Origin of the sequence: Streptomyces monashensis, from assembly GCF_001866665.1 — a bacterium.
GTDB classification, from domain to species: domain Bacteria; phylum Actinomycetota; class Actinomycetes; order Streptomycetales; family Streptomycetaceae; genus Streptomyces; species Streptomyces monashensis.
The window spans coordinates 1-16,016 of sequence record NZ_MLYO01000065.1 but is presented as its reverse complement, the minus strand read 5'-3'; the positions used below and the strand labels follow the sequence as shown (position 1 = coordinate 16,016).

The window sequence follows — 16,016 nt, the reverse complement described above, 5'->3', positions numbered from 1 at the left end:
CGATGACCGGGACTCCTCCCACGACCGTGACCGGGGTGCGGCTGTGGCGCTGGCGGCGCAACCCGATCAGGCGCCACAGCGATGTCGTCGAGGCCTGGATCGTGCTGCTCATCTGGGCCGTCGCCTTCCTCGGCGGAGTCCTCGCGGGCGTCGTGGCGGCGCAGGCCATGGACTCGGCGTTCGCCGCGCGGCGGGATCAGGTGCACTCGATGTCCGCCGTGCTCACCGACGAGGCGGCGAAGACCCCGCCCGGGGGTTCCGGCAACGACACCAGCCAGGTCTGGGCCATCGTGCGCTGGACGGACACGGACGGCTCGGTGCACACGGGGCTCGCGAAGGTCTTTCCGGGCGCTCCTGCGGGCAGCAGGGTCATCGTGTGGGCGGACCGCGCCGGCCGGATCGTCTCTCCGCCGCCCAGCGGCGCGGAGGCGACCCTGGAGGTGGTTCTGACCGGTGCCCTCGTGGCACCGCTGGCCGGTGCGACGGTCTGGGCCGGAGGCCGGCTGATCCGTGAACGGCTCCTCGTGCGCCGCCTGGCCGAATGGGATCAGGAGTGGAAGCGGATCGGCCCCGAGTGGCGGAATCGGAGCGGGGGCAAGGGGTGACGTTGACGACGGCTGTCGCTGACTCCAAATGCCACTGAGGGGTCACACCGCGTCGGCGGCAGTGAGGCGGCAGTCCACCCCCACGACGCCTTCCACGCCCCGGACCAGGCGCGTGGCCAGGTCGACCTGAGCAGAAGCCCCGACGTGCCCGGTCAGGGTCGCGACGCCGTCGGTGACCATCACGTGTATGGGCTCGATCGGCGCCGGGAAGAGGACGTCGACGATGTCACGGCGGATCTCGTCGGCGAGTTCGTTGTCCGGGCGAAGGAACACCTTCAGCAGGTCACCGCGACTGACCACGCCTTCGAGGACGCCCTCGGAGCTCACCACGGGCAGCCGTTTGACGTGCCGCAGAGCCATGATGCGGGCCGCTTCGGCGAGTTTCGCGTCCGCGTGGACGGTGACGGCCGGCGTGCTCATCAGCTCCTCGGCGCAGACCGCCCCGGCCTTGGCGAGGTCGGGCAGCCGGCGCAGCTGGGTGAACCGGTCCGGATCGCTGTCCCGGAACTCCTCCTTGGGCAGCAGATCGGCCTCGGAGACCAACCCGATCACCCGGCCGTCACCCTCCAGCACCGGCAGGGCGCTGACCTGCCACTGTTCCATGCGCTCGACGATGTCCTTGAACAGAGCCTTGCGGCCCACCGCGACGGCGGCGCGCGTCATCACGTCGCCCACCCGGTGCGGGCTGCTGTCCATGCTCTTCTCCTCGAATTCCCTGGCAGGGCCGGGCGCCCGGGCGGTCACGTCAGGCTTCCGCTGCCGTACGGGGCGTAGAGGTCGAGCAGCCGGACACGCGAGGCGTGCAGCCGCTGAGCGACCACGCGTCCCACCCACACCGCTACGGCCCGCCCGAACTCGGCGTCGGTGGCGCACATCGCGAGCACCGCCTCGGCATCGAACTCCCAGGCCCGCACGGGGCTCATCGCCTCGGCCCCGAGGTGCCAGATGTGCGGAGGGAAGTGCCAGGACCAGCCCACCAGCTCGCCGTGTCCGAGCGTCTCGATGACGGCGGGGCGCCGACCGGGCACGTGCAGGTCGAGGGCGACGGTGCCGGTGCGCACGATCCAGAAGCGGTCGGCCCGGTGGCCCTCCTCGAACAGGCGGGTACCGGCCGGGAAGGAGACCTCATGGGCGAGGCCCATCAGCCGTTCGCGGTGCGCAGGCTCAAGAGCCGTGGTCATGGTGGTCGCGGAGGTCATCGCACCGGCTCCCTTCATGGGCTGCTGATCCCAGCGTGCGCGCCCTTGCGTACGCGCGCCACGGGCCGCCCGGACCCGGCTCGGGTTCTTCGGCCCATACGTTGGACCAGCTGCTCCCGCACGCTGGTCATGGCAAGGCTGGACGGGAAGGGCCACCCGCTTCTCGCGGGTCCGGATCGCGCGGTGCACGGCTGCCGGCCGCTTCTCCGCATCCCAACAAGTCCTTCCCGCCACTACCAGCACACCACCGGCGCCGCCGACCCACCAGCGCCGATCGGCCTCAATACCACGATGAACACGAGGAGCGCGACAACATGACGACTGAGCGTGCTGCCTATGCACACGGCCGGTCCGTACGGCCCCGCCAGCACCCTGGTCGCCTGTTGGTGCTCGCCCACGCGCACCTCGACCACTGCGGCTACCTGCGCCGACTGGCCCGTGACGGCTTCCGCCGCCGGGTCGTGACCACCGACCCGCCCAGGGCGCTCTGTACGGCGATCCGCCGGGCCCGTGAGGCGATGAGGACGGCGTCGGCGAGCCGGGCCACACGATCGGTGGTCAGCACGATGTCTGCGGCTGCCGAAGAGGCGGTGGAGCCGTGCGTACCCATCGCCACACCGACGTCGGCGGCGGCCGGCGCGGAGCCGTCGTTCACGCCGTCGCCCACCATGGCGGTGACCGCGCGCTCGCGTTCGGCCTGGACGACGGCGACCTTGTCGGTCGGGTCGAGGCCGGCGCGGACGTCGTCCGGACCGAGGACGGCGCCCACCTCGCGGGCCTGCTCCGCGCGGTCGTCTGTCAGCGTCAGCAGCCGCTCGATGCCCGCGGCGCGCAGGGTACGCGGGGTGTCGGGGCGCACGGGGTCCAGGAGGAGCACAGCACCCGCAGGACAGCTGTCGACGGTCACCCAGGCCACGGCAGCACCGTCGAGAAGCGCCTGGTTGTCCGCCGCGAGCGTCCAGGCCGGAGGGGCGCCGGACGCGTCGTGGCGGCCACGGTGACCGAGGCCCCGGCCGGGGACCTCGGTCACATCGGACGGGACCGACAGGTCCAGCCTCCGTTCACGCGCGGCACCGACGATCGCCTCGGCCAGGACATGGGGCGGGTACTGGTCCGGCGATGCGGCCAGCCTCAGCACCTCCGCCGGCTGCCACCCGGGTGCGGCGGCCACGACGAGGACGCGAGGCCGCCCGCGGGTGAGGGTGCCGGGCCGAGCAGCAGAGTGCGGGCCCGGCCCAGGTTCTCCAGCGCGCCACCGTCGCGCACGATGACTCCCAGGCGCGAGGCGCGGGAGATCCCGGAGACGATGGCCACCGCAGCGGCCGGCAGCAGCGGACACGGAGTGGTGACCACCAGTACCTTGGCCGCCCGCACCGCCGAGCCACTGAGCAGCCAGGCCAGTCCCGCCACCGCCGAGGTGAGCGCAAGGAACCAGGTCTCGCAACGGTCGGCCAGCCGCACCACAGGGGCGGATTCGGTACCGGCCTGCCTGGCCGGCCGCACGATTCCGGCGTACGTGCTGTCCCGCTCGGCTGCCGTGGCCCGCAGTTCGAAGGCGGCGCCCGCGTTGACTACCCCGCTGCGTAAGGTGTCGCCCGCCACCCGTTCCACGCTCGGGGACTCGCCGGTGAAGTACGGCCTCATCGAGGGTGGCCACGGCGCCCTCCACCCGTCCGCCGACCGGCACGACCTCACGCGGACCCACGACGAGCAGGTCACCTTCGACGACATCGGCAAGCGGAAGCGTGGCGACACCGGCCGCTGTCCGACGGCGGGCCGCGCGGGGCGCGTGCTCCAGCAGCGCGCGCAGATCGTGCGAGGCCCGCCGCCGGGTTGTCGCTTCCAGGGTGCGACCAGAGGCCGGCATCAGCGCGATCAGCGCCCCGGCCAGGTACTCGTGGACGGCAAGGGTGCCGCAGAGAGCGAGAACCGCGATCAGGCCGACGCCCGCACGGCCCTGGCGGAGTGCGGCGACCACCCAGCCCACCGCCGGTGGGACGGCGTGACGATTCGCAGCAGTCGGTACCCAGCTCGACCTCGTACGCGTCCGGCCGGGCCAACCGTCCCGACAGGCAGACCAGCTTCGTCCCGGTCTCGCCGCGAGCTCCGCGCCGGGCGTACGCCTCACCGCCTCGGGAGACGATTCACGGGACGCCGCCAGGCTCCCGACGTTGTTCACCGCCGTCGGCGGACCCCACAGCCCACGCTGGAGCGCGGTCTGCTCACCCGCGACGTACGACCGGGCGCCCTCCACCACCGCTACGTCCAGAACCGTGCCAGTGCCGTGCACGGACGCGCCGAAGTGCCTTTCGGCGCACGCCCGTCCGACAGCCTTCCGCGTCTGCGTCAATGCACGTGGATTCTCCGGGCGCACCAGCACCACACCCTGCCGGGCCGGCGTCGGCCAGTTGCTTGCACCGCGGCGCGTCATTTCGCGAACTCCTCGCACTGTGCGGCTTGCACGGCCGTCAGCTCAAGCCGCTACCTATGAGTCATCAAGGACGGGGCCTGCGTTCAAGCGGCCCGGTCAGGAGGTAGGTGCAAGTGTCTCCGAGCCCTCGTCGACAAGGAGCCGGGCGCCGGTCGCGGCCAGGAGGAGGAGGCATCGAGCGCCCTCGGGTCCGGACCGTACGACCTGTCGCTGGTCGAGGGATCGGTCACCACCGGGCAGGACATCGAGCGCATCCGGTACATCCGCGAGGTCTCGCTCCGGCTGGTGACCATCGGTGCCTGCGCGACCGCCGGCGGTGTCCAGGCGCTGCGCAATTACGCCGACGTGGCCGAGTTCCGCGCCTTCGTCTATGCCAGGCCCGACTACATCCGGACGCTGGCCACCTCCACCCCGATCAGCGCCCACGTCCCCGCCGACTTCGAACTGCGGGGCTGCCCGATCGACCGCGGCCAGTTGATCGAGGTCATCACCGCCTACCTCTCCGGCCGCACCCCGGACGTCCCGGCGCACAGCGTCTGCTTCGAGTGCAAACGGCGTGGCATTGTGTGTGACCGTCGCCCACGGCACACCCTGCCTCGGTCCGGTCACCCACGCCGGCTGCGGCGCGCTGTGCCCCGCGTACGCGCGCGGCTGCTACGGCTGCTTCGGCCCGTCCGACTCCACCAACTTCCGCGCCTTCGTCCCGCTTTTGCGCCGTGACGGTATGGACACCCTCGACGTGGTGCGGGTGCTACGCACCTTCAACACCGCCGCCCCGAGTTCGACGCCGCCTCACGGAAGGAACTGGGCGAGTGACACACCGTCGGTCCAAGGTGTTGCGCATCGGCTCCCTCACCCGCGTCGAAGGTGAAGGAGCCCTGCACCTGAGCCTGCGCGACGGCGAGGTCGACCAGGCCCGGCTGCAGATCTACGAACCCCCGCGTTTCTTCAAGGCGTTCCTGTGCGGATGCTCGTACACCGAACCGCCCGACATCACCGCGCGGGTGTGCGGGATCTGCCCGGTCGCCTACCAGACGAGCGCCTGCCGTGCCGTCGAGGACGCCTGCGGAGTCGTCGTAGACGGCCAACTGGCCCCACTGCGCCGACTGCTGTACTGCGACGAGTGGATCGAGAGCCAGACCCTGCACATCTATCTGCTGCACGCGCCCGACTTCCTCGGCGCGGACAGCGCGATCGACCTGGCGCGCACCCGGCGTGCGGACATCGAACGCGGCCTGCGCCTGAAACAGGCCGGGAACGCGATTCTCGAACTCCTCGGCGGCCGGGCGATCCACCCCGTCAACGTCCGCCATGGCGGCTTCCACCGCGTCCCGGCCGTCAGTGAACTGCGCCCTCTCGCCGAGCGACTGCGCCGGGCCCGCGACGACGCCGAGCGCACCGTGCGCTGGGTTGCCGGCTTCGATTTCCCCGACGCCGGATGCGACAACGAACTGCTGGCCCTCGCCGAACCCGGCACCTACGCCATCGAATCGGGCACTCCGACCGCGATGACCGCCTCAAGCGCGGCCGGGGTGCCCGCCGACCACGACCGGGCGCTGCCCACCCGCACCTTCGACGTGCGTGACTTCGGTGAGCACGTGGCGGAGACCCAGGTGCCGTATTCAACCGCACTCCGCTCACTGCTGGATGGACGCCGCCATCTGACCGGCTCGCTCGCACGCTATGCGATCAGCGGAGGTCGGCTCTCGACAATCGCAGTGCAGGCGGACCAGGATGCCGGGCTCGGCGACCCGCGCCAGGGCGTGGTGTGCCGCAACCCGTTCCGCAGCATCATCGTCCGAGCCGTCGAGGCGCTCTACGCGGTCGACGAGGCTCTGCGCATCACGATGGCTACGAGCCGCCGCCACACCCGCACGTCGACGTGCCGCCTCGCGCCGCCACTGGCCATGGGGCCACCGAGTCGTCCCGCGGGCTGTCGTACCACCGCTACACCATCGACGCCGACGGCACGCTCACCGACGCGAGCCTCGTCCCTCCCACCGCGCAGAACCAGGGCGCCATCGAGGAGGACCTGCGCCGCATGGTCCAGGAACGCCTCGACAGTGGTGAACCCACAGAGGCCGAGCTGACCGCCCTGTGCGAGAGAACGATCCGCAACCACGACCCGTGCATCTCCTGCTCCACCCATTTCCTGAAACTCAGCGTCGAGCGAAGCTGAGACAGCTGCGGACGCCGGGCGGCGGCTGGGCACCCCGAGGATGCGTCGGCCATGTCGGAGTGACTGAGCGAGCTGACCGCCGGCCATACCGTCTTCGTCACCCCCCGTCACGGAATGACGCAGTCGGCGGCAGTCCGTGACGGGGTTGTCCCGGAGATCGTCCTTGGCCGGCAGGCAGACCTCGGAGAGACCACACCGACCGCCCAGGCCGCGCCCACGGTCGCGGGCGGGACAGTTGCCTGCGCGTCGCGTGTCAGGACGGTCTTCTTGAGGAGTTGTCGGCCGACGGCGGCGACTGGTTTCCGGGTGGGTCAGGAGCCCGACGCCGGGCCAGGAGCCGTCCGGCTTCGCACCGCAGAGGGTCGGTCGTGCCTCGATGGGACCGTGTGGCCCCTGAACGAGCTGGTGCCGCGGCGCCAAGCTGAGACCTGAACCCCGACCAGGAGGTGGAGACCATGCCCCGAACCGTCACGGTCGGTGTCGACGGCTCACCCGAGAGCCAGGCCGCAGTCGAGTGGGCGGCGCGCGAGGCGCTGCTACGTCGCCTGCCTCTCAAGATCGTGTACGTCTGGGAGCCGACCCCGAGGTTCGTGGCCCGGACCCCGTTGCTGGATCCCGAGACCTACCGGCACTGGGCCGAGCAGCTGACCCACGAGTCGGCGGATGGCGTCAGGCTTCGTCACCCCGGTATAGAGGTGTGCACCGACCAGCCCGCGGGAACCGTGGCCGATGTCCTGTGCGAGGCGGCGGGTCCCGGCGACCTTGTCGTGCTGGGCTCGCGGGGCCTCGGCGGGGTCGGCGGCTTCATGGTCGGCTCGGTGAGCCTGTCCGTCGTGGCGCACGCCGAGCGTCCGGTGGTGCTGGTCCGGGCGGGAGAGCAGGCCGCGGACGAGCACTGGATGGGTGCGTCGGGTGTGCCGTCCGCCGCGGCCCCTTCCGGGCAGTGGTGCTGGGCCTGGACATCGGGCATCCGGACGACACGCTGTTGGAGTTCGCCTTCGAGGCCGCTGCATGTCGCAAGGCCGCCCTTCGGGTCGTCCACGCCTGGCCCGAGCCTCCGGCCTCCAGCGACTCGACTCCATGCAAGCCGGGGCACATCACTCGCGCAGTCGCTGCCACACACCCGCGTCGTTCCAGTCGCGCAGCCGCCGCCAACCGGTCATGCCGGATCCGAAGCCGAGTTCCTGGGGCAGGAACTCCCACGGAATGCCGGTGTACAGCACGAACAGGATGCCTGACAGCACCTTCCGGTCGTCCAGACGCTTGCGGGCCGGGTGATCCGCTCGACGCGGCACGACCGGCAACAACGGCTCGACCCTCCCCCACAGCTCATCCGACACGATCCAGGGCAGCTGCTCACCCAATCTCACATGCAGGCTAACACCCCATCAGGCACCAACATTCCAAGGCTGGTTACGGATTCTGTTGGGATTTCTAAGGGCTCACCGATCATCAACACGTTGTCTTGATCTTGCTGTGGGGTTCGTCGCTCTGGGCGAGCCCGAGCTTGGAGGGCGGCGAGGGCAGGGGGTGGGGTGGTCGCCGACGGAATAACGATGCCGTGCGCCTTGAGTAGTCTCCTGACCTTCAGCAGGGCGCGGTGCATGGCGGTCCGGCTGCTGTCGAACAGCACGGCGAGGGGTTCCGCGGCCAGGGAAACCCGTAGATGGAGGACCGTGGCCAGAACCTGGTCGGGGAAGCCTGGCCGCGGCGGGCGACCGCATGTTCGCCCTCGCCGCGGGCAAGGCCCGCACCGGCGCCGCGCTGGACAACCGTGCTGAAGACCGAGAGCCGCGTCACCTTGATCGACGGTCTGCTGGCCGCCGCCGTCCTTCTCGGCCTGGTCCTCAATGCAACCGTCGGCTGGTGGTGGGCCGACCCGGCCGCCGGGTACGTGCTGGTCTACTACGCAGTCCGCGAGGTACGGGAGATCTTCTCCGCCGAGCACTGACCGTCCGCACCGGGCTGGGGGAGTGGACGGGACGATGGCAGTGCTGGTGTGGCCATGGGCAGTGTCCAGTCGCGCAGGTTGCATCGGTGGGTCGGTGGTTCCGGTGCTGCGGGTGGAGTCGATGAAGTGGGGTGCGGTCGCCGGTGCGGTTGCGAAGACGCCGGGGCCGGTGCGGAGGGCGGGGTCGCGGCGGCCGTCCGGTTGGTCCGCGGGGCCAGGCGCCTCAAGGGGCTCGTCCCAGGGCCGACAGGGCTGTCACGGGGCTGGGTACCCGGCTGGCCTAGGAGGGACGCGGACTCTTATCAAGATCATTTATGGGTGTCAAGTCACGACATTCAGTGGCGTGACGACGCATGACCCCTTCGGGCTTACTCGAAACACGACCTCACCGATCCGGAGTGAGGCTCATCCACCGAAAGAGGGACAGGTTATGTTTCGAACGCGTAAGAGGATCGCCAAGGTCGCGGCCATCACCGCAACCGCCGCAGGGGCGCTCCTGGGCGGCGGCGCCGCCGCCCAGGCCGCACCCGCCACGACGCACGCCGCCACCGTGGCAAGCGTCAGCAGCTGGGGCGGCTGGGGCGACGATAGCTGGGGTCACCACGGAGGCTGGGGTGGCTGGGGTGACGATGGAGGCTGGGGTGGCTGTCACCACCACGGAGGCTGGGGTGGCTGGGGTGACGATGGAGGCTGGGGCGGCTGGGGGTAGCCGACTTGGGGACAGCGGCACCGAAACTGCCCTAACCCCTGCGGCACCCCGAGGCGGCGCCTGACCGGCCACGAGGAGCCCCCGGTCAGATCGCCGAGGCCCGGGCGCGGGTGCGGCAGCCACGCCTGAGGTGTGAGTTCGCCGCACCCGCGCGCCCGGTGCCGGGCGCGGGCCCAGCCCCCTTCTGCATCCTCGGGTGCGCACACCGACCTGCAAGCACCAAGACCCAACCCACCGAGTCAACCCAGAGATTCGATCCAGAGAAGAGGAACCCATGCGACCACTACTCCAGGGATCCGACCGGCAGGGGACGCCGGCCGGGACCCCCCGCCCGCCGCTGGGCGGCCCCCATCCGACGCCGAATCCGACGCTGACCGCGCGCCGGGGTGCCGCAGCCGCGATGCGGTCGTCCGGTCGTGCGGTCGGGACGGGACATGCTAGGAAGATCGTGTGTGTCGGTGGTGGGCCGGGCGCGTTGTATTTCGCGATCGCGGCCAAGCGCCGGGATGCCGGTCTTGACATTACTGTGATTGAACGTGATCCGCCGGGGGCCACCTACGGCTGGGGTGTGGGGTATGGGGATGACCTGCTGGACCACCTCTACCGCAACGATCCCGGCAGTGCCGAGGCGGTGCGTGCGGCGTCGGCGCTGTGGCAGGACCAGGAGGTCCGCCGCGGGGAAGAGACCGTGTATCTGGGCCGGTACGGCTACAGCATCGCCCGCGCATCCCTGCTCGACATCCTGACCCGACGCGCAGCCGAGCTGGGGGTGGATGTCCAGCACCGTCGCAAGGTCGACGACCTGGCCGAGTTCGCCGAGGCCGACCTGATCGTCGCCTGCGACGGGGCGAGCAGCCGGGTGCGCCAGTTGCACGGCGACCACTTCGGCACCCGCCTGGAAGTCGGCCGCAACCCCTACATATGGCTGGGCACCGACAAGGTGTTCCCCCGCTTCACCTTCGCCTTCGAACCGACCCCGGCCGGGTGGATCTGGTTCTACGCCTACCCCTCGAGCGCGGAAATCAGCACCTGCGTCGTCGAGTGCGCCCCAGAGACCTGGCGGGGGTTGGGGCTCGATACGCTCGATACCGCCGATGGTGTGCGCTTGTTGGAACAGGTCTTCGTCTCCGCTCTGGACGGCCACACGCTGCTTGGCCGGTCCCGGGGGGAACCAGCACGCTGGCAGCACTTCACCGAGGTACGCAACGCCACCTGGTGCCACGACAACGTGGTGCTGCTGGGGGATGCCGCCCACACCACCCACTACACCCTGGGCTCGGGCACCCGGCTGGCGCTGCTGGATGCGATCGAGCTCGCGCACAGCCTGTATACGGAGGCAGAGCTGCCTGCCGCTTTGCAGGCTTACGACAGGCGCCGCCGGGCCGCGCTCCATCCCGTGCAGGCCGCGGCCCGCACGAGCATGGCCTGGTTCGAGCATCTCGACCATTACCTTGAGCAGGAACTGGTGGACTTCGCCTACGCGATGTCGGTACGGCAGGGGGCCCAGGCGCCGTGGCACTACCAGCTGCACAGGGCCACCCAGGTCCCGGTGCTGCGCCGGGTGCGACGAGAAGCCAACACGGGCCTGCGGAGGTATCTGGCGCTGCGGCGCGGGGAGAGGGTCCTCGGCGCGGGCAGCACCACCGGGAGGGCCGCGACCACGGCGGCCCTGGCGGCACCGGCGGGGCACCAGCGGTGAGGGCACCGGACAGGGTTGATGACGCTCTTGAAAGCGGTTCAGGCAACATTGTGGAGCGTGACGGAGCGTCATCTACCTGGCATCGTCACCCATGTGTGACGAACTCTTGGACATCGTGTTTCCGCACCTGAAGACGGTGCTGGTGGAGCGTGTATGCGTGGAGAGTGGCACGGTGCACGTCACCGCGCGTACTCCGGACAACCGCACCGTGGACTGCCCCAGCTGCGGCATGGCCGCGCACCGTGTCCACGGCCGCTATCAGCGGCACCTCGCCGATACTGCTGTCCCCGGTCGCCCGGTGGTCATCGGCTATTGGTGCGCCGTCTCATCTGCGATCAGCCAACATGCCGGCGTCGTACGCTCGTTGAGCAAGTCGAGGGCCTGACCATCCGCTACGGGCGGAGAACCCCGCTGTTGCATCACCCGTTGCTGACCCTCGCAATGGATCTGGCCGGCCGGGCTGGAGCCCGGATGGCGACAGTACTCGCGGTGGCAGTCAGCCGGGTGACGCTGATCAGCATGCTGATGGCCCTGCCCGACCCTCCCGCCACCAGCTCGGCGGGCAGCCCGCAGGTACTCGGGGTGGACGACTTCGCCTTCCCCAAGGGCAAGACCCACGGCACCGTCCTGGTCGACGTCGATGCCTTGGCGCTTGTCGGAGTACGGCTTCGACTCCCCAGCCGCGTACGGATGAACGTCCCCAGCAGCGCGGCTGAGATCTTGGTTGAGATCGTCGGGCCGGTCGGAGACACTCGCACGATGAGTCGTAGTCCATCGCTCGAATCGGTCGAGCAAGGTTGGGGCGGGCGTGGTACCGGGTTCGCACGGGTGTCCATCCCCTCGCAGCGTGGAGACGATCTATGCGGCCAGTCCCTCGGCGAGGGTGGCCCGATAGTCACGTTCGTAGCCGATCGGGCTCTTGAACCCGCACACGCTGTGTAGCCGCCTGGTGTTGTAGAAGTCGGTGATCCAGGTGGCGATCTTGATGCGGGCCTCGGTGCGGGTGCGGAATGTGTGACGGTGGACGTACTCGACCTTGAGCACGCTGTTGAACGCCTCGCTCACGGCGTTATCGAAACAAGATCCAACTCTGTCCATGGACTGGGTGACGCCCAGCTTGCGGCAGGCTCGCTTGAGCTTCCGGGAGCAGTACTCGGCGAGTTCAACCGGTCGTTGCAACACCGGGCTGCTGTAGTGAGCGTAGCTGCTCCTGGAAGACCTCGGCCGGGGTTTTCCAGCCGAGGATCTTGCGGGGGCGGTTATTGATCGCCAGGGCGACGGCTTCGAGGTCCTCGGCGGACCACCGGGACAGGTCGGTGCCCTTCGGGAAGTACTGACGCAGCAGCCCGTTCGTGTTCTCGTTCGTGGGTCGCTGCCAGGGCGAGTGCGGATCGGCGAAGAACACCTTCGTCCCGGTCTCGAGCGCGAACTGGGCATGCCCGGAGAGTTCCTTCCCGCGGTCCCAGGTCAGTGTCTTGCGGAGCTGCTCGGGAAGCTTCGTCATCGACACCGTTAGGGCAGTGTTCATCGCGACGGCGCCGTAACCGCCCAACGCCGGGCCGTTCTTCACGGGCGCCACCTCGCCCCAGCCCTCCATCCTCGGCAGATGCACCAGGAGGGTGGATCGGCTGCTGCGCTCGACAAGCGTGCCGATCGCGGACCGGCCCGTCCCGATGATCAGATCGCCTTCCCAATGCCCCGGGACCGCGCGGTCTGCGGCCTCTGCAGGACGTTCACTGAGGACGACATCCGCGGTGACATGCCCTTGCGGCCTGTTACGTGACCTTGACCGAGGCTCTCGAAGCGCCCGCCCAGTGCGCAGGCAGGCGACCAGCTCACGCTTGAGCGCACCACGGCCCTCGATGAACAGCGACTGATAGATCGCCTCGTGGCTGATGCGCATGGACTCATCCTCGGGGAAGTCGGCCTTCAACCGGTGCGAGATCTGTTCCGGGCTCCATGCTGTCGCCCACCGCCTGTCTTGCCGGTGCGGCTTGTTCAGCCCTTTCCACGGAGGCGTCTGCGGTCCTGCGGCGACTGTCCCGTCAGGCCGGTGAACGTTCCCCGACAACCTCTCCTGAACGTACTCACGCAACCGGTCGTTGCCCAGGAGCTTCGCGCTCTTCGGGCGCTTGGCCGCCTGCTGAGCCTTCCACTGGGCGACCGTCGCGCGGTACTCCTGCTTGCCGCTGCGCGTGGCGGCGTTGCCGCGCAGTTCGCGCGAGATCGTCCCGGGGTCACGCCCCAGGGCGCGGGCGATCTCGCGCACACCCTTGCTCATCGCCCTGAGGATCGCGATCTCCTCGCGGTCCTCGAACGTGAGATACCGGCCCGAGGGCTCGGCCAACGAGATCGGAGGCATGCCGCCAGCGTGACGAAACCACCTCGCACCCACCGGCCACGACACGCCGACCGCCAGCGACGCCTCGGCCGTCGTGACCCCCGTGGCGATCAGTCGCCAGAACTGGCGCTGCACGACCCGAGACGGATCAGGCCGCCCCGGCGAACGCATCGCCGGCCGCAACGCACGGTCAGCGCGCCACTGCCGACGCCGCCCCTCCGGAACATCGCTGGTCTTCAAACTCCAGTCCGCCGTGGCCACGTCGCACACCTCCGAGATCAGGGTGTTGCGACGACCAGTTGAATCCACCCTCGCTGCCCCTGTCCGTATGCATGATCACGCCGCGAACGTGGCCTCCACGGGTGGCCGCGGCCATGTTGAGTGAGGCCACCACCAGCTCGGCGTCGTGCCGGGTTCCCATCGCGTAGCCGAGCAGGCGCCGTGAGAACAAGTCGATGACGGTGGCAAGGTAGAGCTTGCCCTCGCCGGTGTCGATCTCCGTCATGTCACCCGCCCAGACGAGGTCGGGTTCCTCAGCGGTGAAATCCCGCTTCACGAAATCCGGGGCTGCGAGCCCCTTGCCCGGCCTGGGCAGAGACCGGCGCCGGCGGACCCTGCGTCCGGCCAGACCGAGCTCGGCCATCAGCTCGCGACGGTATTCACACACACCTGCCAACCTCGCCGCACCAGCTCGATGAACACCTTCGGCGATCCGTAGGTGCCGCCCGAGCCCCGGAAGATCTCCTCGACGTCCTCCGCCAGGCACTGCCGGCGCGTCTCCCACGAGGTCGGAGGCCGCTCCCGCCACTTGTAAAACCACGACTCGGACACACCCAGAGCCCGGCAGGCGGTGCGGTATGGAATCTTCTGCTCGGCCTTGCAGCTGCTGATCACCCGGACCACTGCGGCCGGGTCCGTGTCAGCTACTTCACCCACAAGGCCACGAATCGCGTGCACACATCACGCCATCTCCAGTTCACGGATGCGCTTGTCCTTGTCCCCTCGCCTCGGCCCGAAACCGCTCCGATGGTGTCCCTCGTCGTGGTGTACGGGATCAGCGGCTGGGAGTGCGCGGGCGTCTGCCCGGGGCGCACTTCCACGGGTGAGTACCGCTCCCTCAACAGGAGGCGGGCCATCGCGTAACTCTCCTTGGTGAACGCCCAGTTCAACCACGAGGAGTGCACGATGGCCCTGTCCCAGTCTGAACTGATACGGCTGCTTGAGTCACTACGCTCGACGGACGGAATCGAGCTCATCCGCGCCATCGCCGAGCGGATGGTGCAGGAGCTGATCGAAGCCGAGGCAAGTGCCCACATCGGTGCGGAGTGGAACGAGCACACGCCGACGCGGAACGGGCACCGCGAGAAGGTGCTGACCACGCTGGCCGGCGACCTGGACCTGGAGATTCCCAAGGTCCGCACCGGCAGCTTCTTTCCCTCACCGCTGGAGCGACGGCGCCGGATCGACCAGGCCCTCTACGCCGTGATCATGGAGGCATACGTGCACGGTGTTTCGACCCGTAGCGCCGATGACCTGGTCAAAGCCCTCGGCGGGGACAGCGGCATCTCGAAGTCGGAGGTCTCACGGATCTGCGCGGCGCTGGACGAGCCGCTGACCGCATTTCGCACCCGCCCGCTGGATCACGTCCGCTTCCCCTACGTCTACCTGGACGCGACCTACTGCAAGGCGAGGGTGAACCACCAGATCGTCTCGCGGGCCGTCGTGGTCGCCACCGGTATCACCGAGGACGGCAACCGTGAGGTCCTGGGCCTGATGGTCGGCGACAGCGAGAGCGAGGCGTTCTGGAAGGAGTTCCTGCGCTCGCTGCGTGAGCGCGGTCTGTCCGGGGTCCGTCTGGTTGTCACCGACCAGCACGCCGGGCTGGTCGCCGCGGTCCGCAAGGTCATGCTCGGCGCTGCCTGGCAAGGGTTCATTTTCTGCGCAATGTCTTCAGCGTGATCGACCGGGACTCCGGTGAGATGGTCGCCGCGACGATCCGCACGGTCTTCACCCAGCCCACTGCCGGCCTCGTGCGCACTCAACTGGACACGGTCGCGGACATGCTCGGCGCCCAGTTTCCCAAGGTCAAAGCGATGCTGCTGGAGGCGAAGGAGGATCTGACCGCATTCGCGGACTTCCCACCGCGGTGGAAGAAGATCCAGTCGACGAACCCGTTGGAGCGGGTGAACGGAGATCAAGCGCAGGATCGACGTCGTCCAGGTCTTTCCCAACGACGACGCGCTCATCCGGCTGGTCACCGCCGTGCTCTTCGAGATGCTTCCCAATCTCGAAGTCAAGCGGCGTGAGTGGCTGGTGGCGTGACGGTGTAGCACCGTCGGTCACGCATCAGGGCCCACAGGACGTTGACGCGTCGACGGGCTAGGGCGAGGACGGCCTGGACGTGTCGTTTGCCCTCGGCTCTCTTCCTGTCGTAGAAGCGGCGCGAGTTGGGGTCGCAGCGGATGCTGACCAAGGCGGAGGTGTAGAAGACGCGTTGCAGGCGTCGGTGGTATCGCTTGGGGCGGTGGAGGTTGCCGCTGACCTGCCCGGAGTCTCGTGGCGCGGGCGGCACGCCGGCGAAAGCGGCGAGCCGGTCCGGGGTGGGGAACGCGTCCATGCTGCCGCCAGTGGCGGCGAGCAGTTCGGCGCCCAGGGTGGTGCCGATGCCGGGCATGGAGGTGATCACATCGGCGAGTTCGTGTTCGCGAAACCGGCCCTCGATGAGCTTGTCCGTCTCGGTGATCTTCTCGTTGAGGGCCATCACCTCCCTCGCCAGGGTGTGCACCATCTTGGAGATGGCCTTCTCACCGGCAACGGCCGTGTGCTGGCGCTCCGCGGCCTCGACGGCCTTGGCTGCGAGGGCTTCGGCGCGGTAGACCTTGTCGGGTAGCGGGGACGCATT

The 16,016-nt window shown here is 69.3% G+C and carries 11 protein-coding genes and 7 pseudogenes; 8 read left to right on the top strand and 10 right to left on the bottom strand.

What is annotated here, in order from left to right; all coding sequences use genetic code 11:
* Positions 1–2: 2 nt before the first annotated feature.
* Positions 3–605, top strand: coding sequence for an Rv1733c family protein (locus tag BIV23_RS34530; RefSeq protein ID WP_071384937.1), 603 nt, complete (start codon positions 3–5; stop codon positions 603–605).
* 42 nt (positions 606–647) lie between these two features.
* Here the strand turns inward: BIV23_RS34530 and BIV23_RS34525 are convergent, their stop codons facing one another.
* From BIV23_RS34525 to BIV23_RS34510, 3 genes and pseudogenes are all read right to left on the bottom strand, one after another.
* Positions 648–1,301, bottom strand: a complete 654-nt coding sequence (locus BIV23_RS34525) for a CBS domain-containing protein (RefSeq protein ID WP_071384936.1) — start codon at positions 1,299–1,301, stop codon at positions 648–650.
* Positions 1,302–1,345: 44 nt separating this feature from the next.
* A complete protein-coding gene (locus tag BIV23_RS34520) occupies positions 1,346–1,804 on the bottom strand; it encodes a Crp/Fnr family transcriptional regulator (RefSeq protein WP_071384935.1) in 459 nt (152 codons plus the stop codon).
* Between the two features lie 460 nt (positions 1,805–2,264).
* Positions 2,265–3,782, bottom strand: a pseudogene (locus tag BIV23_RS34510) (heavy metal translocating P-type ATPase); the annotation flags it as partial.
* A 621-nt stretch (positions 3,783–4,403) separates the two neighbouring features.
* Here BIV23_RS34510 and BIV23_RS34505 point away from each other — a divergent pair.
* The 3 pseudogenes from BIV23_RS34505 to BIV23_RS47315 form a co-directional block, all read left to right on the top strand.
* Positions 4,404–5,106, top strand: a pseudogene (locus BIV23_RS34505) (NADH-quinone oxidoreductase subunit B family protein); the annotation flags it as partial.
* Positions 5,048–6,414 (top strand): annotated as a pseudogene (locus BIV23_RS34500) (Ni/Fe hydrogenase subunit alpha). The pseudogenes BIV23_RS34505 and BIV23_RS34500, both read left to right, overlap by 59 nt.
* Positions 6,415–6,869: 455 nt before the next feature.
* Positions 6,870–7,474 (top strand): annotated as a pseudogene (locus BIV23_RS47315) (universal stress protein); the annotation flags it as partial.
* Between the two features lie 46 nt (positions 7,475–7,520).
* Here BIV23_RS47315 and BIV23_RS50745 read toward each other — a convergent pair.
* Positions 7,521–7,766: pseudogene (locus BIV23_RS50745) on the bottom strand (transposase); the annotation flags it as partial.
* 100 nt (positions 7,767–7,866) lie between these two features.
* A pseudogene (locus BIV23_RS47310) lies at positions 7,867–8,134 on the bottom strand (helix-turn-helix domain-containing protein); the annotation flags it as partial.
* Positions 8,135–8,188: 54 nt separating this feature from the next.
* On the opposite strand from BIV23_RS47310, the gene BIV23_RS34485 reads away from it, so the two are divergent.
* The 3 genes from BIV23_RS34485 (at position 8,189) to BIV23_RS49150 (ending at position 11,158) form a co-directional block, all read left to right on the top strand.
* Positions 8,189–8,365 carry a hypothetical protein gene (locus BIV23_RS34485; protein WP_245790802.1) on the top strand — a complete coding sequence of 59 codons (177 nt, stop codon included), beginning with the start codon at positions 8,189–8,191 and terminating at the stop codon, positions 8,363–8,365.
* A gap of 1,184 nt (positions 8,366–9,549) precedes the next feature.
* Entirely contained in the window at positions 9,550–10,773 is a 1,224-nt protein-coding gene (locus BIV23_RS34480; protein WP_245790786.1) for an FAD-dependent monooxygenase, read from the top strand.
* A gap of 91 nt (positions 10,774–10,864) precedes the next feature.
* A complete protein-coding gene (locus BIV23_RS49150) occupies positions 10,865–11,158 on the top strand; it encodes a hypothetical protein (protein WP_071384931.1) in 294 nt (97 codons plus the stop codon).
* 473 nt (positions 11,159–11,631) lie between these two features.
* Here the strand turns inward: BIV23_RS49150 and BIV23_RS53345 are convergent, their stop codons facing one another.
* The 4 genes from BIV23_RS53345 to BIV23_RS49140 are packed head-to-tail and all read right to left on the bottom strand — an operon-like array spanning position 11,632 to position 14,008.
* Positions 11,632–11,955: an integrase core domain-containing protein gene (locus tag BIV23_RS53345; protein ID WP_107471357.1), complete on the bottom strand. Its 324-nt coding sequence runs from the start codon at positions 11,953–11,955 to the stop codon at positions 11,632–11,634.
* Positions 11,936–13,354 (bottom strand): IS30 family transposase, encoded by a 1,419-nt coding sequence (locus tag BIV23_RS34465; RefSeq protein WP_079173605.1) that lies wholly within the window; start codon positions 13,352–13,354, stop codon positions 11,936–11,938. Before BIV23_RS34465 ends, BIV23_RS53345 begins: the two co-directional genes overlap by 20 nt.
* A complete protein-coding gene (locus tag BIV23_RS34460) occupies positions 13,305–13,757 on the bottom strand; it encodes a DDE-type integrase/transposase/recombinase (protein WP_107471356.1) in 453 nt (150 codons plus the stop codon). Before BIV23_RS34460 ends, BIV23_RS34465 begins: the two co-directional genes overlap by 50 nt.
* Positions 13,757–14,008, bottom strand: a complete 252-nt coding sequence (locus BIV23_RS49140) for a helix-turn-helix domain-containing protein (RefSeq protein ID WP_218161900.1) — start codon at positions 14,006–14,008, stop codon at positions 13,757–13,759. Before BIV23_RS49140 ends, BIV23_RS34460 begins: the two co-directional genes overlap by 1 nt.
* Before the next feature lie 291 nt (positions 14,009–14,299).
* On the opposite strand from BIV23_RS49140, the pseudogene BIV23_RS34455 reads away from it, so the two are divergent.
* Positions 14,300–15,427: pseudogene (locus BIV23_RS34455) on the top strand (IS256 family transposase); the annotation flags it as partial.
* Here the strand turns inward: BIV23_RS34455 and BIV23_RS34450 are convergent.
* Positions 15,408–16,016 (bottom strand): transposase (locus tag BIV23_RS34450; RefSeq protein ID WP_143079168.1); only part of this gene is annotated, 609 nt, incomplete at its 5' end. The pseudogene BIV23_RS34455 and the gene BIV23_RS34450 overlap by 20 nt on opposite strands.

Coding starts and splice junctions, on each gene's coding strand:
- BIV23_RS34530 (WP_071384937.1), top strand. CDS start 3: ATGACCGGGACTCCTCCCACGACCGTGACCGGGGTGCGGCTGTGGCGC.
- BIV23_RS34525 (WP_071384936.1), bottom strand. CDS start 1,301: ATGGACAGCAGCCCGCACCGGGTGGGCGACGTGATGACGCGCGCCGCC.
- BIV23_RS34520 (WP_071384935.1), bottom strand. CDS start 1,804: ATGACCTCCGCGACCACCATGACCACGGCTCTTGAGCCTGCGCACCGC.
- BIV23_RS49150 (WP_071384931.1), top strand. CDS start 10,865: ATGTGTGACGAACTCTTGGACATCGTGTTTCCGCACCTGAAGACGGTG.
- BIV23_RS34460 (WP_107471356.1), bottom strand. CDS start 13,757: ATGGCCGAGCTCGGTCTGGCCGGACGCAGGGTCCGCCGGCGCCGGTCT.